A 21,121-nucleotide genomic window follows, 5' to 3' on the forward strand; every position below is an offset into this window, starting at 1 on the left:
TCAGCGGTCGGTGTCGACGATGTCGACGCGCATGCCGCGTCCGCCGATACCGGAGACGAGGGTGCGCAGGGCGGTGGCCGTACGACCGTTGCGGCCGATGACCTTACCCAGATCGTCGGGGTTCACGTGGACCTCGACGAGTCGTCCGCGACGACCGGTGACGAGGTCCACCCGGACGTCGTCCGGGTTGGAGACGATTCCGCGGACGAGATGCTCGACCGCGTCGGCGACGACAGCGCTCACGCGTCACCCTCGGCGGCGGGAGCCTCCGCGGCAGCTTCTTCTGCCGGGGCCTCGTCCTTCTTGGCGGCCTTCTTCTTCGGAGTGGTGGCCGCGGCGACCGGCTCGTTGTCGGCCGCGGCGAGCGCGGCGTTGAACAGGTCGAGCTTGGACGGCTTGACCTCGGCGGTCTTCAGGGTGCCCTCGGCGCCCGGCAGGCCCTTGAACTTCTGCCAGTCACCGGTGACCTTGAGGATCGCGGCCACGGGCTCGGTCGGCTGTGCGCCGACACCCAGCCAGTACTGGGCGCGCTCGGAGTCGACCTCGATCAGCGAGGGCTCCTCCTTCGGGTGGTACTTGCCGATGGTCTCGATCACCCGGCCGTTGCGGCGGGTCCGAGCGTCGGCGACGACGATGCGGTACTGCGGGTTGCGGATCTTGCCGAGCCGCGTGAGCTTGATCTTGACAGCCATGTCTTCTTCTACTTTCGTGTGGTCACTGCGCAATTCTGCGACCCACCCGGAATGGTGGACCCGGTTTTGCGTCTGTTTCGGTGTGACCGTCGGGCGGCCGTGACCGTATCCGACGAACCGTCGAGCCATTCTGCCAGACCGGAGGCTCCGTGAAGAAATCCGGCATGAAGCCCCGGATGAGAATCCGGCATGTGGTTGTCCACCCCGCGAGAACAACCACATGCCGTACGTCGCCAACGCCACTTGCCCACCGATGAAATCGGCCCCCAGGCTTGCGCGACCCACACCGAAACCCCGTCTTCACCCCCGGTTTCGGCGGGGTCTGCACTGTGCTGTTCGGTTCGTCCCCTGGCGAACCCGTGCAACGCGGTTGCTACCTTACGCGGCAGTAGGTAATTGCAACCAGCAGCCAGGTTGTGGCGTTGATCACAGAATGTTTTGTCCCGACGACACCACGGCCACCGGATGACGCAGGACTCCCAGGTCATCGCAGGGGTTCTCGCCGTAGACCACGAAGTCGGCCCGGTCACCGTCGGCGAGGAGCTCGGCGCCGAGCCACTGCCGAGGTTGCACGGACGCTGCCGCGATCGCTCCGGCATTGCCCAGCCCGACCCGCGAGAGCGCCTCGATCTCGTCCACGATGCGCCCGTGCCCGACGAATCCACCGGCATCGGTCCCGGCAAAGATCGCCACGCCGGCCTCGCGGGCGGACTCGAACACCTTCGGCGCGTCGGCGTGCAACTGGCGCATGTGGGAGGCATAGGTCGGGAACCGCTCGGCACCATCGGCGATACCCGGGAAGTTCTCCACCTGGATCATGGTGGGCACCAACGCGATCGAGCGTTCGACGAGCTGATCGATGAGATCGGCGGTGAGCCCGGTGCCGTGCTCGATGCAGTCCACTCCGGCCCCGATGAGGTCGACGAGGGCGTCGGTGCCGAAGACGTGGGCGGTGATCCGGGCGCCGTGTTCGTGCGCGGTGGCGACCGCGGCCTCGATCTGATCTCGCGTCCACAGCGGCGCGAGGTCGCCGACCTCTCGATCGATCCAGTCCCCCACGATCTTCACCCAGCCGTCGCCGGCCTGCGCCTGGCGCGCCACCTCGGCGGCCAGCTCGTCGGGATCGTCGAGGTCGACGCCGTAGTCGCGCAGATAGCGCTTGGGCCGGGCGATGTGTTTGCCCGAGCGGATGAACCGCGGACACGCCGGGTCGTCATCGAGCGGGTGGGTGTCGAGCGGCGACCCGACCTCGCGGATCAGGAGCGTCCCCGCGCGAGCGTCGGCGTAGGCGTAACCGCGGGCCTGCTCGATGTCGACGCCGAGGCCGGGTGCGATGCCCACGTGGTTGTGGGCGTCGACGAGCCCCGGCAGGATCCAGCCGGCGTCGACGGCGGTCTCCGCGTCTGCGATGGGTGTGTGGCTGATGGTCTCACCGGACACCCCAGAACTCGATCGGTTCGCCGGTGAGCGGATCGGTGCCCCGGTAGTGGCGGGCCGTGCCGTCCGTTGCCGCACGACCCATCGCTACTTCTTCTTCTTGGGCTGGAACTGGGAGACGTCGATGCCCTCGAGACCCGGCGGCAGCTGGTCGAGTCCGGCGGGCATGTTGGACAGATCCGGGAAGCCGGCGGGCATGCCTCCCGGCATCCCCGGGAAGCCGCCGCGCACCTTCGGCGGCGTGGGACCGCGTCCCTTCCCCTTCTTCCCCTTCTTGCCCTTGCGGTTGGACTTCCGGTTCATCCCGCCCATGCCCATGCGACCCGACATCTGGGCCATCATCTTGCGGGCCTCGAAGAAGCGGTCGACGAGCTGGTTGACCTCGCTGACGGTCACGCCGGACCCGTTGGCGATACGCAGGCGGCGTGAGGCGTTGATGATCTTCGGATTGTCCCGCTCGGCGGGCGTCATACCGCGGATGATCGCCTGGACCCGGTCGAGCTGCTTGTCGTCGACCTGCGACAGCGCGTCCTTCATCTGGCCGGCGCCGGGGAGCATGCCCAGGATGTTGCCGATGGGACCCATCTTGCGGATCATCAGCATCTGCTCGAGGAAATCCTCGAGCGTCAGCTCGCCCTGCGTGATCTTGGCCGCGGCGGCCTCGGCCTGCTCGGCATCCCAGTGCTGCTCGGCCTGCTCGATGAGGCTGAGCACGTCGCCCATACCGAGGATGCGGCTGGCCATGCGGTCGGGGTGGAAGACGTCGAAGTCCTCGAGCTTCTCACCGGAGGACGCGAACATGATCGGCTGACCGGTGACCTCGCGCACCGACAGAGCGGCACCGCCGCGGGCGTCACCGTCGAGCTTGGTCAGTACGACGCCGGTGAAGCCCACACCGTCGGCGAAGGCCTCGGCGGTCGAGACCGCGTCCTGACCGATCATCGCGTCGACGACGAACAGCACCTCGTCGGGCGTGGTCGCGTCGCGGATGTCGGAGGCCTGCTTCATCAGCTCGGAGTCGATACCCAGGCGGCCGGCGGTGTCGATGACGACGACGTCGTAGTGCTTGGCCTTCGCCTCCTCGACACCGGCGCGGGCGACCGAGACCGGGTCGCCGGAGGTGACACCGAGTGTTCCTTCGCCGCCGACGCTGGTGCCCGGGTGCGGCGCGAAGACCGGCACGCCGGCCCGCTCGCCGACGATCTGCAGCTGGGAGACCGCGCCCGGACGCTGGAGGTCACAGGCCACGAGCAGCGGCGTGTGTCCCTGCTGCTTGAGCCAGTTGCCGAGCTTGCCGGCGAGAGTCGTCTTACCGGCGCCCTGGAGACCGGCCAGCATGATGACCGTGGGCGGGTTCTTGGCGAACCGCACCCGGCGGGTCTCGCCGCCGAGGATTCCGATGAGTTCCTCGTTGACGATCTTGACGACCGTCTGGGCCGGGTTCAGCGCCGCGGAGACCTCCGCGCCCTTCGCCCGTTCCTTGATCCGCGCGATGAAGGCGCGCACCACCGGCAGCGAGACGTCGGCCTCGAGCAGGGCGAGCCGGATCTCGCGGCAGGTGCGGTCGATGTCGGCGTCGGAGAGCCGCCCCTTGCCGCGGAGGTCCTTCAGGGCACCGGTCAACCGGTCGGAGAGGGAATCGAACATGGGTCCCATCCTTCCATGCGGTTCCCCGGTCATTCCATCTAGGAGATCGGCACTCCGGACCGTCCCGTCCCGCCGGGTGTCTGCGGCCCGTCCTCCTCGTCACGCTTCGGCTGCGGCGGCGGGCACACCGCGATGATCGCGTCGGTGAGCGTCGCGCGCATCTGCTCGGTGTCCTCGGCCAGTCGCAGGCTGAAGATGTCGACGACGGTCGCACCCAGGGTCGAGACCTTCGCCCACCGGATGTCGGCACCGTTCTTCTCCAGGACGGAGGTCACCCGACTCAGCAGACCGATCCGGTCGTCGGACCGTACCTCGAGCAGCACCGTACCCTCGGCGGCATCGGGCTCCGGGGCATCGAGCCAGGTCACCCGCGGCGGTGCGACCGCGAACAGCGCGGGCACGGCGTTCTTCGGGTGACCCGCGCCGTCGACATCGGGGTCGGTGCTTCCGGCACTCGCCCCGAGGCTCACCATCGTCCCGGGGAGGGTGCTGACCGAGGCGATCGTGGGTATCGGCGAATCCCGCTCCCGCGCATCGAGGCGTGCGAGGACATCGATCTTGCCGTTCACCGAGGCGATGAGCTGCTGGCGGAGCAGACCCGCGTCGGGCGGACTGCCGAACATCGGCACGACGATGAAGGAGTTGATCGCCTTGCCGTCGTGGCTCTGGGCGCAGGCCTTGTGCGAGCGCAGACCGCCGAGCGCGAGCACCCCGGCCATCTTCGACAGCAGTCCGGGCTGATCCGGCGCCACCATCGTGACGTCGTAGGTGTGCTGACCGTCGGCGCGGACGAGCCGGACCGCGTAGTCCCCTTCGGCGGCGATCGCCAGCTGCTCGGGGGTCAGCGGCTCGGGCACCGCCGGCGGGACGCCGTCGATGTGGCGCATGGACCGTCGGACGAGTTCGCCGATGAGCGAGGCCTTCCACTCCCCCCACACGCCGGGACCGGTCGCCAGCGAATCCGCTTCGGCCAGCGCCGCAAGGAGTTCCAGCAGCACCCGGTTGTGACCCAGTGTGGTGGCGACGAATGCGGCGGTGGCCGGGTCGTCGAGGTCGCGGCGCGTCGCGACCTGCGGCAGCAGGAGATGATGCCGCACCATGTCGGACAGGATCGTCACGTCCTGCGGCCACAGGCCGAACCGGTTGCCGATCTGGACGGCGAGTTCGGCGCCGACGATGCTGTGGTCTGCGCCGCGCCCCTTGCCGAGGTCGTGGATGAGCGCTCCGAGTACGAGGAGGTCGGGCCGCGAGACCCGCGTCGTCATCGAACTCGCGTAGGCCGCGGCCTCCACGAGGTGACGGTCGACGGTCCAGGTGTGGATCGCGTCGCGGGGCGGAAGATCGCGCACCGCACCCCATTCCGGGAGCAACCGGCCCCAGAGTCCGGTGCGGTCGAGCGCCTCGATCGGGTCGACCATGTGGTGACCGGAGCTGAGCAGGACCAGCAGGTCGCTCAACGCCTCGGCGGGCCACGGCTCCCGAAGTTCGGGTGCATAGTCGGCCAGCCGGCTCAGGGTCGATGCGCTGATCGGCAGACCCGTCCGCGCCGACGCGGCGGCCACGCGGAGGATGAGTCCGGGGTCCTTGCTCGGAATCGCGTTGCGCGCCAACACGATCTCGCCGCTGTGCTCGACCACGCCCTCGTCGAGCGGACGGCGCAGCGGGGAACGGCGCAGCTTGGCCAGCCCGCGTCGCGGGAGGGCGTTGCCCGCGGTCCGCAGACCGACGTCGATGGAATAGCTGATGGTTCGGGCGGAGTCGCTGATGACGCGCGCCAGGTCGAACCGGTCCCCGATGCGCAGTGCGGCGCCGATCTCGTCGGCGTCCTGCGCGCGCACCTGCTCACGCGGACGGCCCGCGGTGCGGTGCAACTCGGTCCGGATGTCCAGCAGACGCTGGTAGGCGACCTGTGGTCCGGCACCGGGCGAATCCGGACGAAGGCTGGCCATCCCGTCGGTGAGCTGGGCGATCGCCAGGGCGCCGAGGAGTTGCACATCGCGGAGGCCGCCCCGGCCGTTCTTCAGATCGGGTTCGGCGCGGTGCGCGATGTCGCCGGCGCGACGCCAACGATCCTGTGCGTGGGCAACCACGTCGGGGAAACGATTACGGATGTCGTTGCGCCACTGCTGGCGTACGCCACCGATCAGCAGACTCGACAGGTCCTCGTCGCCGGCGATGTGGCGGGCCTCCAGCAGGCCGAGCGCGGCGGTCACATCCTCGCCGGCGACCTGCAACGCCTGCGGCACGGTACGAACGCTGTGATCGAGGGGAATGTTGGCGTCCCACAACGGATACCAGAGTCCGTCGGCGACCTCGGACACCCGCTCGACGGGCATGTCGTCGTGCAGCAGGATCAGATCGAGGTCGGAATACGGCAGCAGTTCACCGCGTCCCAGACCGCCGACCGCGACGATCGCGAAGCCGCTGTGGGACTTGATGCCGAGTTCGGCGCCCTTGCTGGTCAGCCAGAACTCGTGCAGGTCGACGAGCACCTGGCGGAGAGCCGGTGCGTCGAGTTTGCCGTTCCGGCTCGACTCGGTGAGCTGCCGGCGGGTCTTGGCCAGATCGGTGGCGGTTACGGGAGGCTCCTCGGTCTCGGGGTTTGAACGGTGCGGCCCCGCGCCCGACTCATCATCGGACGCGGGGCCGCGCTGGGGTTCAGAAAGGGCACGAGCTCACTTACAGAGCGTCGCCGCCGCGCTCGCCGGTGCGGACGCGCACCACGGACTCGACCGGCGAGACCCACACCTTGCCGTCACCGATCTTGCCGGTACGGGCGGCCTCGACGATCACGTCGACGACCTTGTCCACGGCCGAGTCGTCCACGACCACCTCGACACGGACCTTCGGCACGAAGTCGACCGAGTACTCGGCGCCGCGGTAGACCTCGGTGTGGCCCTTCTGGCGTCCGTAACCCTGGACCTCACTGACGGTCATGCCCAGGATTCCCGCCTGCTCCAGGCCGGCCTTGACATCCTCGAGCGTGAACGGCTTGACGATTGCAGTGATCAGCTTCATTTGTTATCCCTCTCCACGGGTGTCAGCGTAGTAGCGATTTGGCTCGAGCGTCATGCCAGCTCGTAGGCAGTCTCAGCGTGTTCTGCCTCGTCGACGCCGCTCTTCTCGTCCTCATCGCTGACACGCCAGCCGAGCGGCTTGAGTGCGAAGGCGATGATCGCGGTCAGCACAGCGGTGAAGGCCAGCGCGAAGAAGGCGATGACCGCCTGAACAACGAGTTGCTTGTAATCGCCACCCCAGAAGAGGCCGACGTCCTTGCCTAGCAGACCGATGGCGAGGGTGCCCCACAGGCCGGCGACGAGGTGGACACCGACGACGTCGAGCGAATCGTCGTAGCCGAACTTGTTCTTGAGACCGATGGCGAGCGCGGCCAGCGCACCTGCGATGACACCCAGGATCAGCGAGCCGACCGGGGTCAGCGCACCACAGGCCGGGGTGATCGCGACCAGACCGGCCACGATGCCCGATGCGGCACCGACGCTGGTGGCGTGCTTGTCGCGAATGAGTTCGACTGCGAGCCAGCCGATGATCGCGGCGGCGGTCGCGGCGGTCGTGTTGACCCACACCTGGCCGGCGAGAAGGTCGGCGCCCAGCTCGGACCCGACGTTGAAACCGAACCAGCCGAACCACAGGAGTGCCGCGCCGAGCATCACGAAGGGGATGTTGTGGGGACGGTAAGCGGTGCGCCCGAACCCGACGCGCTTGCCGATGATGAGGACCAGCACCAGCGCTGCGATACCGGCGTTGATGTGCACGACGGTGCCACCCGCGAAGTCGATCGGTGCGACATTGGCTGCGCCCTCGCTGTCGGTTCCGAACATCTTGGCCGCGAGACCGTCCTCACCGGCACCAAGGAGACCGCCGCCGCCGACCAGGCCTCCCCAGACCATGTGGGACAGAGGGAAGTACACGATCGTCGACCACAGGACGGTGAAGACCATCCAGGTCGAGAACTTCACCCGCTCGGCCAGCGCACCACTGATGAGGGCAACGGTGATGACCGCGAAGGTCAGCTGGAAGCCCATGAAGACGATCGCCGGGATCGACAACCCACCGGTGACGAACTGCTCGCTGTCGCCCTCGCCGATCGTGCTCATGAGCTGGTCGGACCCGAACAGCGCGAACGGGTTGGCGAAGACACCGAGAATGTCGCTCTCACCGGTGATGCCGTCACTGAACGACATCGAGAAGCCCCACAGGACGTAGACGACACTGATCGACGCCAACGCACCGAACGACATCATCATCATGTTCAGGACGGCCTTGCCACGCGCCAACCCCCCGTAGAAGAAGGCCAGGCCTGGGGTCATCAGCAACACGAGGGCGGCCGACACGAGCATGAATGCCGTGTTGCCCGTGTCGATAGGGCCAAACGATTCGTTTGGCAACTGAGCCAAAACCACTGTGAAAACCTCCTCAGGATGCGCCGACGGCTCGGCGCCTCCCAAGACTTTGGCGGCACTCGGTTTCCGCAGTGGTGCCTTGACGTTTCGGGCACGTAACCCGATGAGCGATTCATATTTCGCTCAGGTAAATCGCGAGGACGCTTCTGAGGGCCGTCTCAGTTTTGTCCCGGCAGTACTACGCCCCATATTGCCGATCGTGGATCGACTTCACAGCAGCGCGTCGACGAAAGCCTCGGGTTCGAACGGCGCCAGATCATCCGCACCCTCGCCCAGACCGACCAGTTTGACCGGCACGCCGAGCTCCTTCTGGACGTGGAAGACGATGCCGCCCTTCGCCGTCCCGTCGAGCTTGGTCAGCACCACACCGGTGATGTCGACGACCTCGGCGAACACCCGAGCCTGCATCAGACCGTTCTGGCCGACGGTCGCGTCGAGCACGAGCAGCACCTCGTCGACGGGCGCCTTCTTCTCCACCACGCGCTTGACCTTGCCCAACTCGTCCATCAGGCCGGTCTTGGTGTGCAGGCGGCCCGCGGTGTCGATCATGACGACGTCGACACCCGTGGCGATCCCGCGGTCGACCGCGTCGAACGCGACCGCGGCCGGATCGGCCTGCTCCTTGCCGCGCACGATCTCCGCACCGACCCGCTCACCCCAGGTCTGCAGCTGATCGGCGGCGGCCGCACGGAAGGTGTCGGCCGCGCCCAGCAACACGCGACGGCCGTCGGCCACCAGAACACGGGCCAGCTTGCCCGTTGTCGTGGTCTTGCCGGTGCCGTTGACGCCGACGACGAGCACGACGGCGGGACGGCCCGCATGCGGCAGAGCACGGATCGACCGGTCCAGGGTCGGGTCGAGCTGTTCGATGAGCACGCGCTTCAGCAGGGCCCGTGCCTCGGCGGCGGACTTCACCGGGTTGGCGGCCAGCTCGGTCCGCAGGTTCTCGACGACGGTCATGGTGGTGGCCGTCCCGAGGTCGGCCATCAGCAGGGTGTCCTCGATCTCCTCCCAGCTGTCCTCGTCGAGGTCGCCGGCACCGAGCAGTCCGAGCACGCTCTTGCCGATCGCACCCTGCGACCGCGACAGCCGTCCGCGCAGCTTGCCCAGCCGACCGGCGGTCGGCGCGATCTCCTCGCGCGGCGGTGCCGCCACCGCACCCGACGCATCGTCGGGGGCTGTGGTCACCGGAGGTTCGACCGCCGGCTCCTCGACCACCGGGGTCTCGACCGCCGGGGCCTGGGCTGCCTCCGGCGCCTCCGGCTCGGTGGTTTCCGGTTCTGCGACCTTCGCCGCCGGCTCGGTCGTCTCCGGCTCGACAGGCTCCGGCTTTGCCCCGGCCGGTTCGATCACGTCCGGGAGGGACACCTCGGTGATCCCGCGGCGGTGGGAGTCGCGCGGCACCGCGGCGTCGTCCCCGACCGTGGGCTGGCCGTCGACGTCGGTGCGTTCGCCGGCCGGTTGGACGGGCGGCTCGGGCTTGGGCTGCGGTTCCGGCTTGGGCTGGGGCTCCGGCTTGGGTTGCGGTTCCGGCTTGCGCGCCGGCGGTTCGGCCAGGGCTGTGTCGCCGCGACTGAAACTGAAGCCCGACCCCGCCTGGTAGCCCCCGGACCGGTCGACCTGACGCGTGGTGCCGTCGACGATCTCCGGCTGCGTCGTGGTGTCGGACAGCGAGATGCGACGACGACGCGCCAGCACCAGTCCGAGCACGATCAGCGCGGCGATGACGACCACCGCGATGACGATCCCGATGATGATTCCGGTGTTCACTGGCTGGTGTCCTCCTGTTGAGCCACGGGCATGTTGACGCCGCGCATGCGTTGCGAGATGACGGTCGTGATGCCGTCCCCGCGCATGCTGACGCCGTAGAGGGCGTCGGCGATCTGCATCGTGGGCTTCTGATGTGTGATGACGATCAGCTGCGACTTCTCCCGCAGCTGCTCGAAGAGCTTGATGAGCCGGCGCAGGTTGGTGTCGTCGAGCGCCGCCTCGACCTCGTCCATGACGTAGAACGGCGACGGGCGGGCGCGGAAGATCGCCACGAGCATCGCGACCGCGGTCAGGGACTTCTCCCCGCCCGACAGCAGCGACAGCCTCTTCACCTTCTTACCCGGCGGCCGGGCCTCCACCTCGATGCCGGTGGTCAGCATGTCGTTGGGCTCGGTCAGCACGAGCCTTCCCTCGCCGCCGGGGAACAGCGTCTCGAAGACCTGGCCGAACTCTCGCTCGACATCGGCGTAGGCCTCGGTGAACACCTGCAGGATGCGGGCGTCCACCTCCTCGACCACGTCGAGCAGGTCCTTGCGAGCCGCTTTCACGTCCTCGAGCTGTGAGGACAGGAAGTTGTAGCGCTCTTCCAGGGCCGCGAACTCCTCGAGCGCGAGCGGGTTGACCTTGCCGAGGGTGTTGAGGTCCTTCTGCGCCTTCTTCAGGCGCGCCTCCTGGGTGGCGCGGTCGTACGGCATGGGCGCCGGGGCCACCACCTGGTCGCCGCGCGCCTTGGCCTCCTCGTACTCCTGCATCTCGAGAGCCGAGGGCGGCATCGGGACGTCGGGGCCGTATTCGGAGATCAGGTCGTCGGGTGACATCGCGAACGTGTCGAGGATCTGCTCCTCGAGCTGCTCGATGCGCAGGGCCACCTGGGCACGGGCCACCTCGTCGCGATGGACGGTGTCGCGCAACGAGTTCAGCGTGGTGGTCAGTTCACCGGCCCGCACGCGTAGCTCGTCGAGCGTCGCCGACCGCGCGATCCGGATCTCCTCGAGTTCGTCGCGGCCCGCCTGCGCCGAGGCGACCGCGGACGCGAGTCGTTCGGCGACCTGGGCACCGGCCCGTTCGACCGCCACCGCGACACCCGCGGCCTGCCGGCGGATCTCGTCCTGACGACGCGCCCGTTCGCGGGCCTCCCGCTCGCGCTGGGCCGCACGACGCAGGGAGTCGGCCTTGCCGCGCACCGACGCGAGGCGTTCCTCGGCGGTACGCAGGGCCAGGCGCGCCTCCATCTCGGTGCCGCGGGCGATCCCGACGGCCGCTGCGGCCGTCGAACGCTCGGAGTCGTCGGCCGCCATCTCAGGTCCCGTGTCCGATTCGTCGCGGGCGAGTCGTAACCGCTCCTCGAGTTCGTGGAGCGATTCCAGGGTCTCCGCGCGACCTTTCTCCAGCAGATTGCGCTGACGCGTGAAGCGATCCGCCTCCGCACGGGCGGTACGGATCTCGTGGCCGAGCCGGGCCATCTGCTCATAGGCGGCGCCGACACTCGAATCCGACTCGTGCAGTGCGGCGAGCGCCTCCTCCGCCGCTTCCCGTCGCTCGCGCTGCTCTGTGAGCGCACCGTCGAGAGCCGCTTCCAGCTCTTCGACGCGGCGGCGAGTGGCGGCGAGTTCCTCGGTGGCGGCGTCGATGGCCGACTGCACCTCGAGCGTCGACGGGCGACGCGACGACCCACCCTCGATGGACGCCGGGCCGATGCGGTCGCCGGCGTGGGTGACCACCCGCACGCCGAGTCGACGGGCGATGTCGAGTCCTTGGGCGGCGTCGTCCACAATGACGGTGTCGGCGAGGACGGTGTCGATCGCGTTGCGGATCTCCGGCCCGCAGGTCACCGCGGAGGCGGCCCACCGAGCGCCGTCGGGAAGGGCGACGTCTCGCGGCCGGACGGCTTCGGTGAGTCCGCCGCAGATCAGCGCGGCCCGTCCCCCGTCGCCGGACTTGAGGGCTTCGAGGGCGCGGACCGCTGCCATGCCGTCGACGGTCACGATGCCGTCGACCGCGGGGCCGAGCGCACCGGCGATGGCGGTCTCGAAACCGGACTCGACGGTGAGCAGTTCCGACATCGGCCCGAGTAGCCCGTCGGGTGCGTTGTCGAGGAGCCAGGCGCCGCCGTCGTTGCGTTCCAGACCCATCGCGAGAGCCTCGACGCGTGCCGACAGCGAGGCGATGGACTGCTCGGCCTCGCGGTGCTCGGCCTGCAGGGTCGCGACACGTTCGTTGGACAGGTTCAGTGCGGCGACGCACCGTTCGTGGTGTTCGTCGAGCGCCTGCTCGGAGGATTCCAGCTGCGCGAGTTCGCTCGCAGCCGAATCCTGTTGCGAGGCAGCGTTTTCCGCACGTTCGGTGGCGTGTGCGATGGCGGCGGTCAGGCGGTCGGCCTCGGCGTCGGTCGACTCCGACCGCGTCCGCAGGTTGTCGACCTGGCCCTCGAGACGGGCCAGACCCTCTCGTCGGTCGGCGATGGCCTGGACGGCGGCCAGATGTGCCGCCTCCGCGGCTTCCGCGATCGACTCGCGTTCACGGAGCACCTCGCGGGCCGTCTCGAGTTGCTCGGCGGCGATCTCGACGCCCTCGGTGAGCTCGGCCTCGAGTTCGGCGGCTTCGAGGGCCTGTTCCTCGAGTTCCTCGGGATCGGGGCCGGTGGCCTCGGCGGCGGCCTCGCTCAGGTAGCGGCTGCGCTCGGCGGCGACCCGGCGGGTCGCGTCGACGCGTTCGGCCAGTGCCGACAGCCGGAACCAGGCGCGGCTGGCCGCCGCGGCCGCCGGGGTGACCTCGGCCAGATGCTGTTCGTGTTCGGTGACCTGAGCGTTGGCCTCGTCGAGTTGCTCGGCCACCTCGTCCTGGCGGCGCCGCACCTCGTCCTCGACGGCGGCGTGTTCGGCCATCTCGGCTCGGCGGATCACCAGGTCGTCGGCGGCGAGGCGCAACCGGGCGTCGCGGAGGTCGGCCTGCACCGTCTGTGCCCGGCGGGCGACCTCGGCCTGCCGGCCGAGCGGCTTGAGCTGACGTCGCAGTTCGGCGGTGAGGTCGGTGAGACGCGCCAGGTTGGCCTGCATGGCGTCGAGCTTGCGGACCGCTTTTTCCTTGCGCTTGCGGTGCTTGAGGACGCCTGCGGCCTCCTCGATGAACGCGCGACGGTCCTCGGGACGCGACTCCAGGATCGCCGACAGGCGGCCCTGGCCGACGATGACGTGCATCTCGCGGCCGATACCGGAGTCGGAGAGCAGTTCCTGCACGTCCATGAGACGGCAGGTGCTGCCGTTGATCTCGTACTCGCCGGCGCCGTCGCGGAACATGCGGCGGGTGATCGAGACCTCGGAGTATTCGATGGGCAGCGCACCGTCGGCGTTGTCGATGGTGAGCGTGACCTCCGCACGTCCCAGCGGCGGACGTCCGGAGGTGCCGGCGAAGATCACGTCCTGCATCTTCCCGCCGCGCAGCGCCTTGGCGCCCTGTTCGCCCATGACCCAGGTCAGGGCGTCGACGACGTTGGACTTACCCGAGCCGTTGGGACCGACGACGCACGTGATACCCGGCTCGAAGCGCAGGGTCGTCGCCGAGGCGAACGACTTGAAGCCCTTCAGGGTCAGGCTTTTGAGGTGCACGACGGTACAGACTACTCACCATCGCGACGTGTTTCGGGTAGCGCTCACCGTTCGAGGAAGCCGGTCAGGTCTCCGCGCGCCGGGTCGAGGCTGTCGACGACCAGATCCACCCGGCCGGGGGTCTCCCCCGACCGCAGCGCGTCGAGCAGTGCCAGCACCTTGTCGCGGGGCCCCTCGGCCACGACGTGCACCCGTCCGCCGGCCTGATTGGACGCGTAACCGACCAGCCCGAGCTCCAGCGCCCGCGACCGCGTCCACCACCGGAACCCCACGCCCTGGACGTGACCGTGCACGAAAGCCGACAGCCGGACCGTGTCGGTGGTCATGGTGTCAGTCCGTCACGATCTTCAGGTCGACCTCGGCGCCCGCCTTGATGGTGCGGCCGACGGTGCACACAGCGTCGATGGCCCGCTCGACAACGACGAGCAGTCGCTGCGCGGCCTCGGGGTCGAGTTCGGAGAGGTCGACCTCGAGGATCTCTTCGATCCGCGGGTACACCTCGTTCTCGCGGTCGGCATCTCCGCTGACGAGGATGGTCGCGTCGTAGTCGTCGCCGAGGCGACGCGACAGCGGACGGTCCGAAGACATGCCGGTGCACGCCGCGAGTGCGATCTTCAGCAGTTCGCCCGGCGTGAAGACCCCGTCGACGTCCTGGGAGCCGATCAGCACCTCGGCACCGCGCGAGCTGCGCCCGGTGTACAGACGGGTGCCGGTCCGCTCAACCCAGAGGTCGGTGTGCGCCGGCTCGCCGGTCGCGGCCGGGGCGGCGGTGTTCTGTTCGATCGTCATGCTGGGATGAGTCCTCTCAGGCTGCGGGGCGGCGCTGACACCGCAGACCATAGTAAGAGCCGTGGATCGGAATGAATTCCCGAGCCGGTCGCCACGGGTCGTCAGGCCGCTGCCGACTCCCTCCTTGCGTTGCGTTCCTTCCATTCCCACACCGCGTAGATCACCTCGGTCGCATACGCGAGGTCGAGCTTGCCGCCACCCACGGGCACCGTCGCATCCGCCGCGATCCGCCCGTCCGGCTGCCACAGGCCTGGAGCGCGTGTCGATGGGCTCACCTCGATCACTGAACCACCTGGCATGTAGAACGAAAACCGTTGCGAGTCATGACCGGTGATACTGAACTCACCCCGATGCAACGCACGGTGACAGCTTCCGCACAACAAAATCAGATTGTCCAACTCGGTCTCCCCGCCAGCCGACCAGAACACCACGTGATGGGCGTGCAGATGTCGTGTGCGTTCACATCCGGGCATCTGACAGCACCGGTCTCTCAGGAACAACGCCCTGACCAGCGCCTTGTTCGGGGTTCGGTTCTTACGCCCCAATCCCAGCAACGCCAACTTCCCCGGCTTCCCAGGAACTCTGGTGGACAACACCTCTCGGACCGCAGCGCCACAATGGGCCTCCTCCAACTCGGCATCCGAGAGGGCCGGTCCGTCATCGAGATGTGAGTGCTCCACCCCATCACCGGCATGGATCAAGATCTCCGCACCCGGCGCAAGATCGGGCATCGGGATCCCCTCGTGCACCATGTCCGCCATGGCCACCATCGCCGGCGCCAGATTCGACGGCACGTTCCGCCACAGATCCCGACGATTCGCCGGCTTCACCTCCGAATCCTGCTCGCCGGACTCGGTCTCCAACTCACTCGGAGTGTTCCGCGGAACACTTGGCAAGTCCGCATCCGCAGCCGTGCGCGTGCGTTCATACTCCGCACGCACCGCCCCGGCGAGGAAACGCGCACCGTCCAAGGGCGCCAGCGTCAATGACACCGACAACGAACCGTCCAGATTCCACTTCCACCGACCCCACGACTCCGCCGGCGGCACCGGTTCGCCGTCGTCACTGTGTCCGCGGCCGATCTGACGCATCGCCCGCACCGCCCTCTCCACCTGCGACGCCGTGCACGACAACGCCAGATTCACCAACTCCTGGTCCCGCAACGGAGTCGCCACCCGAGTTAGAGCCCGCACCTTCGAATACGTCAACCGGCCCTCACCGAACGCCTGCCGGATCACCGGCAACTCGCGTAGCGCCTTGGCCACCCGCACCTGCTCATGAGCCGTCCGCTGCGCAATGCCCGCCTTCCACGACAACCAGTGTGCGAGCGAATGAACACCCGGCCCCTTCCACGACTCCCGCTCATCCAATTCCGCTACCAGAGACAAGAACTCGGCCGTGAGCGCGGTGATCTGCGCGGCATGACCCAGCACTCTGCATTCCAATGCCGAATCTGACAGAGACGCCGGGTCCGCGCCATCGAACATCGACGACACATTCTCACCGTGCAGCACCGAAACAGACACCCCAAGCCCCCCAGCTGTTCGAACGGATATACGAACAACCTAGCGTCGCCTACCGACAAAACAGCTGGCCAAGTCGCTTCAAGCGTTCCGCGGGACACTTCAGGCAGTCACCGAACTCGTTCCTCAGCGACCCTTGCCAATCCCCCGCCTCGGCGGCCTCTGACACTTCGGGCAGAAATACGAACTGCGGTTCATGAACGATTCCCGGCGCATGATGGCCCCGCAGCGACGGCACGGCTGTCCTTCGCGTCCGTAGGCATTGAGCGACCGCTCGAAGTAGCCCGACTGACCGTTGACGTTGACGTACAGCGCGTCGAACGACGTGCCCCCGACCTCGACGGCCTCGGTCATCACCGCGGTGGCCGCGTCGATCAGTTCGAGCAGTTTCTTGCGCGAGATCGTCTCGGCGATGCGCGCACCGTGCAGCCGAGCGCGCCACAGCGCCTCGTCGGCGTAGATGTTGCCGACGCCGGAGATGACCGTCTGGTCGAGCAGGACCCGCTTGATCTCGGAGTGCTTACTGCGCATGCGGGTCACGACGGCGGCCGCGTCGAAGGCCGGGTCGAACGGGTCGGGGGCGATGTGCGCCACCGACACCGGGATGTCGGCGGCGTCGTCGGAGACCGCGTAGTCGTCGAGATGCCAGCCGCCGAAGGTGCGTTGGTCGACGAAACGCAGCTCGTTGTCGTCGTCGAGCGTCGCGCGGATGCGGAGGTGGGTGTGGTCGGGCGCGCCGTCGCGGGCGATCAGCATCTGCCCGCTCATGCCGAGATGCACGACGAGCGCGGCACGGTCGGTGTCGTCGGCGACGTCGATCCACATGTACTTGCCGCGGCGGCGCACCCCGGTGACGCGTTTGCCCGCCAGGCGACCGATCAGATCGGGTTCGCCGCCGACGTGCCGGCGGGCGGCACGGGGATGGAGCACCTCGACCGAGGTCAGGAACCGCCCGGTCAGATGCTTCTCGAGACCCATCCGGACGGTCTCGACCTCGGGTAGTTCAGGCATGAAGGTTTCGGGCCGTCAGGACGCGGGCTCGGACGACGCAGAGGCGCGTTCGGTGAGAGCCTTCCACGCGTGGGCCGCCGCCTGCTGCTCGGCCTCTTTCTTGGTGCGGCCGACACCCTCGCCGAGGTTCTCTCCCGCGATCATCGCGATCGCGGTGAACTCCTTGTTGTGGTCCGGGCCGGTGGACGAGATCTGGTACTGCGGTGGGCCGTAGCCGCGTTCGGAGCTCAGCTCCTGCAGCGAGGTCTTCCAGTCCAGGCCGGCGCCGAGCTGCCCGGCCTTCTCGATGCGTTCGTCGAAGAGACGCAGGATGATCCGCTGCGAGGTCTCCAGGCCGTGGCTGAGAAACACGGCGCCGAAGAGTGATTCGAGACCGTCGGCGAGGATCGAGTCCTTGTCTCGACCGCCGGTCATCTCCTCGCCGCGACCGAGATACAGGTACTTGCCCAGGCCGCCCTCGTCGCCGAGGCCGCGGGCCACGTCGGCGAGCGCGTGCATGTTGACCACGCTCGCGCGGATCTTCGCGAGTTCGCCCTCGGGACGATCCGGGAAATGAAGGTACAGGCGCTCGGTGATCACCACGCCGAGAACGGAGTCGCCGAGGAACTCGAGGCGCTCGTTGGTCGGCAGACCCCCGTGTTCGTAGGCATATGAGCGGTGCGTGAGTGCCAGCGTCAGAAGGTCTTCGGGGATGTCGGTGTCGAGCGCGGCGAGCAGCGCGGCACGCCGACCGGCCTCGCGGGTGGCCTCAGTCACGACGTTCCTGTGTGTCGGGCTCGGCGGCCGTCTCGCCGTCGGAGAGTTCCGAGAACTTGTTCGCGAGACCGGCCCAGCGGGGGTCGATCAGTTCGTGCGCATGACCCGGTTCGGCGACCGCCAGCCGGATGCCGCACACCTGGCACAACCCCGGGCAGTCCTCCGAACACAGCGGCGACATCGGCAGTTCCAGCGCGACCGCGTCGATGATCGACTGCTCGAGGTCGATCCGGTCGTCGACGATGCGGTGCACGTCGTCTTCCTCGGTGGTCTGCTCGGTCACACTGTCGGGGTACGCGAACAGTTCGGTGAGGAACACCGTCACCGTGCCGTCGACCGGTTCGAGGCAACGCGAGCACTGACCCTCGGTCTCACCGCACGCGGTGCCGGTCACCAGGATTCCCTCGCTCACCGACTCGAGCCGGAGATCGAGGTCGACGTCCGAGCCGGCCGGGATACCGATCATCTCGACCCCGAGCTTGTCGGGGGTCGTCACCGTCTTGTGCACCTCGGACATGGTGCCCGGGCGCCGACCCAGCGACCGGACGTCGAGGACGAAGGGGTCGCGCCGCGGCGCCGAACCGGGACCGTGCGACGCTTCTGATGTCACAGCATGATCAGACACAAACTGCACCATACGCTGGCGATCACGAATCATCGACCGACGCCACGGTGTGCGCCGGATCGGCTGTCCGGCAGGTCACACCGCCAGCGGGGATCCCTGGTCGCGGTCGTAGGAGTTCCGGGTCGACGTCTCGCGCGAACGCGAGTTGTCGCCGCGGGAATCGCGTGCCGGCTCGTCGACGCTGCGGGGGTACTCGACGTAGTCGTGCATGCCCGCACCGGTACGCAGCTGATGGCGTCCACGGTTCACCGACCGCAGTGTGCCGGTGAGGATCTCCTCGAACTGGGCCAGCTTCTCGTCCACGTAGACGTCGCAGTCGCCGCGCAGGCGATCCGCCTCTGCGTGAGCCGCGTCGATGATGCGTTCGGCCTCGGACTTGGCCGCACCGACGACCTCGGTCTCCGACACCAGGCGCTGCTGTTCGGCGATGCCGTCGGCCACCGACTTGTCGTAGGTGTTGTTCGCCGCATCGATGGTGCGCTGCGCCTCGGCACGGGCCCGGCCGGTGACGGCCTCGAACTCGCGGGCGGCACTGGTCTGCAGCCGGCGCGCTTCCTCGGTGGCGTCCTCGACGAGCGAGTGTGAGTGCGAGCTCGCCTCGTCGACCATGCGATCCGCCTGGGCCTTGGCCTCGGACAGGATGCGGTCGGCCTCGGCACGGGCATGTGCCAGCACGGCCTCGGACTCGGAGTCGGCCTTGGCCACCGCCGTCTCGGCATGCTCCCGCGCATCACCGATCAGGGTGTCGCGCTGGTCGAGGACGTCCTGAGCGTCGTCGAGCTCGCCCGGGATCGAGTCCTTGATGTCGTCGAGGAGTTCGAGCACGTCACCGCGCGGCACGACACAGCCCGCGGTCATCGGCACACTCCGCGCCTCCTCGACAATCGCCACGAGCTCGTCGAGAGCCTCAAATACCCGGTACACAGCCACCCCAATCCGGCGCTTGCCTGTTTGCAACAGTTGGTGAATCTGTGACTATTGTGCCGAATGTTGCGCCTGTGATTAGTGAAGCGCGCGGGGTGTGTCGCGATCCCCGCAGGTGGCTCCTAGACGGAACGCTCCCCGGTGAGCTTTGCGGTCAGGTTCTTGTGGATGTGCGGCGACAGGAAGGGCGTCACGTCACCGCCGAGCTTGGCGACCTCCTTGACGAGTGAGCTCGACACATGCGCGAACCGGGGATCGGTGAGCAGGAAGACCGTCTCCACGTCGGCGAGGGCGCGGTTCATCTGGGCCATCGGGACCTCATAGTCGAAGTCGACCGCCGAACGCAGCCCCTTGACGATGGTGTGGATCGACTCTTGCTTCAGATAGTCGACGAGAAGGCCTTCCCAGCGATCGACCCGCACACCGGGCAGATCGGCGCAGTCCTCCTCGATGAGCGCGATGCGCTCGTCGACACTGAACATGCCGCGCTTGTTGGGATTGACCACCACGGTGATGACCACCTCGTCGAAACACGCCGCGGCGCGTTCGACCACGTAACGGTGGCCGAGGGTGAAGGGATCGAAGGAACCGGGACACACTGCCGTCGTCATGGCCCGAACTTACCGTCAGGTCCCTCGCTTCCGGCACGTCAGGAGCCGATGAACTCCGCGACCTCGACGCGGGTGTCGCCGTAGTTCTTGTCCGTGATGACCTCGAACCCGTCCGGCCAGATGCCGCCGGACGATCGGGCGGAACGCTCCACCACGACCAGCGCGTCGACGGCGAGCCGGGTCGCGGCCAGTTTGGCCAGATCGTCGGACAACGCTGCCGCGTCGACCGCGTACGGAGGGTCGGAGAACACGAGGTCGTACGTCTTCTCGGGCGGCGAGGACAGATAGGCGGACACCGGGCGTGTCAGTACGGTGGTCGACGCGGCGATCCCACACGCCTTCACATTCGCCCCGATCACGGTCGCGGCCTTCCGCGCGGAGTCGACGAAGGTGGCGCCGGCGGCACCACGTGACACCGCCTCGATGCCGAGGGCCCCGGACCCGGCGTACAGATCGAGGACCCACAGCCCGTGCAGATCGAACCGGGCGTCCAACATGTTGAAGACCGACTCCCGTACTCGGTCGGAAGTGGGACGAGTTCCCTCGTCCGGAACACGGAGCCGTCTACCCCGTAGCTCGCCGGCGATGATCCTCGTCATGCGGCCATTCTGCTCCCCCGGGAACCCCCGAATCGACGCGTGGGTGACACTCTTGTGACTCACTTCACATTGCATGTCTGATCAGGTAGAAGGTAGGGGTTCGTTGGGGCAATTTCCGCAGGTGGGTGACTTCCCGGATACCCGTTGTTAACGTCGAGAGCGTTATGAGCCCTTCACAAACAAGAACGGCCCCAACAACTGTCCTCACCGTCGACTATCGGACGCCGACTGTCGCCGACGGTACCCGCCTCTGGGAAATCGCCTCGGACTCAAAGGTTCTCGACGTCAACTCGTCGTACTCCTACGTCCTTTGGTGCCACGACTTCGCCGACACCTCGATTGTCGCCGAGGTGGACGGCCGTCCGGTCGGTTTCGTCACCGGATACCGCCGTCAGAGCGACCCCTCCACCCTCATGGTGTGGCAGGTCGCCGTCGACGATTCGATGCGCGGACACGGCGTCGCCGCGTCCATGCTGCATCATCTGTTCGATCGTGCGAACCGACACGGAATGGTGGCGATGCACACCACGATCAGCCCCGACAACATCCCGTCGCAGCGACTGTTCGAGTCGGTCGCGAAGGCCCGCGGTCTCCGCTTCGAGCGCCGTGACCTGTTCGCCGCCAACACTTTCCCGGACTCGCACGAGCCCGAGGATCTCTACATGCTGGAACCGGAGATCCCCGAGCCCTGAGCGCTTGCGCGTGATCCCG

18 protein-coding genes and 1 pseudogene are annotated in these 21,121 nt (G+C 67.9%); 1 reads left to right on the plus strand and 18 read right to left on the minus strand.

Annotation, left to right across the window (positions count from 1 at the left end; genetic code table 11):
* The 18 genes and pseudogenes from RVF83_RS20580 to rsmD form a co-directional block, all read right to left on the minus strand.
* Positions 1 to 243 (minus strand): RNA-binding protein, encoded by a 243-nt coding sequence (locus tag RVF83_RS20580; protein WP_004572301.1) that lies wholly within the window; start codon positions 241 to 243, stop codon positions 1 to 3.
* Complete coding sequence (gene rpsP, locus RVF83_RS20585) at positions 240 to 692, minus strand: 30S ribosomal protein S16 (RefSeq protein WP_005198969.1); 453 nt, start codon at positions 690 to 692, stop codon at positions 240 to 242. The genes RVF83_RS20580 and rpsP overlap by 4 nt, the downstream gene beginning before the upstream one ends.
* A 426-nt stretch (positions 693 to 1,118) precedes the next feature.
* Positions 1,119 to 2,214, minus strand: a pseudogene (locus RVF83_RS20590) (amidohydrolase family protein).
* 2 nt (positions 2,215 to 2,216) lie between these two features.
* Positions 2,217 to 3,776, minus strand: a complete 1,560-nt coding sequence (gene ffh / locus RVF83_RS20595) for a signal recognition particle protein (protein ID WP_005198967.1) — start codon at positions 3,774 to 3,776, stop codon at positions 2,217 to 2,219.
* 38 nt (positions 3,777 to 3,814) lie between these two features.
* Entirely contained in the window at positions 3,815 to 6,340 is a 2,526-nt protein-coding gene (locus tag RVF83_RS20600; protein ID WP_083877536.1) for a [protein-PII] uridylyltransferase, read from the minus strand.
* A 115-nt stretch (positions 6,341 to 6,455) separates the two neighbouring features.
* Complete coding sequence (locus RVF83_RS20605) at positions 6,456 to 6,794, minus strand: P-II family nitrogen regulator (RefSeq protein WP_005198965.1); 339 nt, start codon at positions 6,792 to 6,794, stop codon at positions 6,456 to 6,458.
* Positions 6,795 to 6,844: 50 nt separating this feature from the next.
* Entirely contained in the window at positions 6,845 to 8,197 is a 1,353-nt protein-coding gene (locus RVF83_RS20610) for an ammonium transporter (RefSeq protein ID WP_005198964.1), read from the minus strand.
* Positions 8,198 to 8,407: 210 nt separating this feature from the next.
* Positions 8,408 to 9,967 carry a signal recognition particle-docking protein FtsY gene (gene ftsY, locus RVF83_RS20615; protein ID WP_005198963.1) on the minus strand — a complete coding sequence of 520 codons (1,560 nt, stop codon included), beginning with the start codon at positions 9,965 to 9,967 and terminating at the stop codon, positions 8,408 to 8,410.
* Complete coding sequence (smc, locus tag RVF83_RS20620) at positions 9,964 to 13,572, minus strand: chromosome segregation protein SMC (protein ID WP_005198962.1); 3,609 nt, start codon at positions 13,570 to 13,572, stop codon at positions 9,964 to 9,966. Before smc ends, ftsY begins: the two co-directional genes overlap by 4 nt.
* 44 nt (positions 13,573 to 13,616) lie before the next feature.
* Entirely contained in the window at positions 13,617 to 13,898 is a 282-nt protein-coding gene (locus tag RVF83_RS20625) for an acylphosphatase (protein ID WP_005198961.1), read from the minus strand.
* Positions 13,899 to 13,902: 4 nt separating this feature from the next.
* Positions 13,903 to 14,361: an OsmC family protein gene (locus RVF83_RS20630; protein ID WP_005198960.1), complete on the minus strand. Its 459-nt coding sequence runs from the start codon at positions 14,359 to 14,361 to the stop codon at positions 13,903 to 13,905.
* Positions 14,362 to 14,462: 101 nt separating this feature from the next.
* Positions 14,463 to 15,848, minus strand: coding sequence for an HNH endonuclease signature motif containing protein (locus tag RVF83_RS20635; protein ID WP_005198959.1), 1,386 nt, complete (start codon positions 15,846 to 15,848; stop codon positions 14,463 to 14,465).
* Between the two features lie 162 nt (positions 15,849 to 16,010).
* On the minus strand, positions 16,011 to 16,895 hold the full coding sequence (gene mutM, locus RVF83_RS20640) for a bifunctional DNA-formamidopyrimidine glycosylase/DNA-(apurinic or apyrimidinic site) lyase (protein WP_005198958.1): 885 nt from the start codon (positions 16,893 to 16,895) through the stop codon (positions 16,011 to 16,013).
* A 15-nt stretch (positions 16,896 to 16,910) separates the two neighbouring features.
* On the minus strand, positions 16,911 to 17,651 hold the full coding sequence (rnc, locus tag RVF83_RS20645) for a ribonuclease III (RefSeq protein WP_005198957.1): 741 nt from the start codon (positions 17,649 to 17,651) through the stop codon (positions 16,911 to 16,913).
* Positions 17,644 to 18,309, minus strand: coding sequence for a YceD family protein (locus tag RVF83_RS20650; protein ID WP_174351890.1), 666 nt, complete (start codon positions 18,307 to 18,309; stop codon positions 17,644 to 17,646). The genes rnc and RVF83_RS20650 overlap by 8 nt, the downstream gene beginning before the upstream one ends.
* Positions 18,310 to 18,351: 42 nt before the next feature.
* On the minus strand, positions 18,352 to 19,200 hold the full coding sequence (locus RVF83_RS20655; RefSeq protein WP_005198955.1) for an ATP synthase F0 subunit B: 849 nt from the start codon (positions 19,198 to 19,200) through the stop codon (positions 18,352 to 18,354).
* A gap of 122 nt (positions 19,201 to 19,322) precedes the next feature.
* Complete coding sequence (gene coaD, locus RVF83_RS20660) at positions 19,323 to 19,811, minus strand: pantetheine-phosphate adenylyltransferase (protein ID WP_005198954.1); 489 nt, start codon at positions 19,809 to 19,811, stop codon at positions 19,323 to 19,325.
* Positions 19,812 to 19,849: 38 nt separating this feature from the next.
* Complete coding sequence (rsmD, locus tag RVF83_RS20665; protein WP_039880519.1) at positions 19,850 to 20,410, minus strand: 16S rRNA (guanine(966)-N(2))-methyltransferase RsmD; 561 nt, start codon at positions 20,408 to 20,410, stop codon at positions 19,850 to 19,852.
* Between the two features lie 164 nt (positions 20,411 to 20,574).
* Here rsmD and ectA point away from each other — a divergent pair, with 164 nt between their 5' ends.
* Positions 20,575 to 21,102, plus strand: a complete 528-nt coding sequence (ectA, locus tag RVF83_RS20670) for a diaminobutyrate acetyltransferase (protein WP_005198952.1) — start codon at positions 20,575 to 20,577, stop codon at positions 21,100 to 21,102.
* Positions 21,103 to 21,121 lie beyond the last annotated feature (19 nt).

It is taken from the genome of Gordonia rubripertincta (genome assembly GCF_038024875.1).
Lineage (GTDB): Bacteria > Actinomycetota > Actinomycetes > Mycobacteriales > Mycobacteriaceae > Gordonia > Gordonia rubripertincta.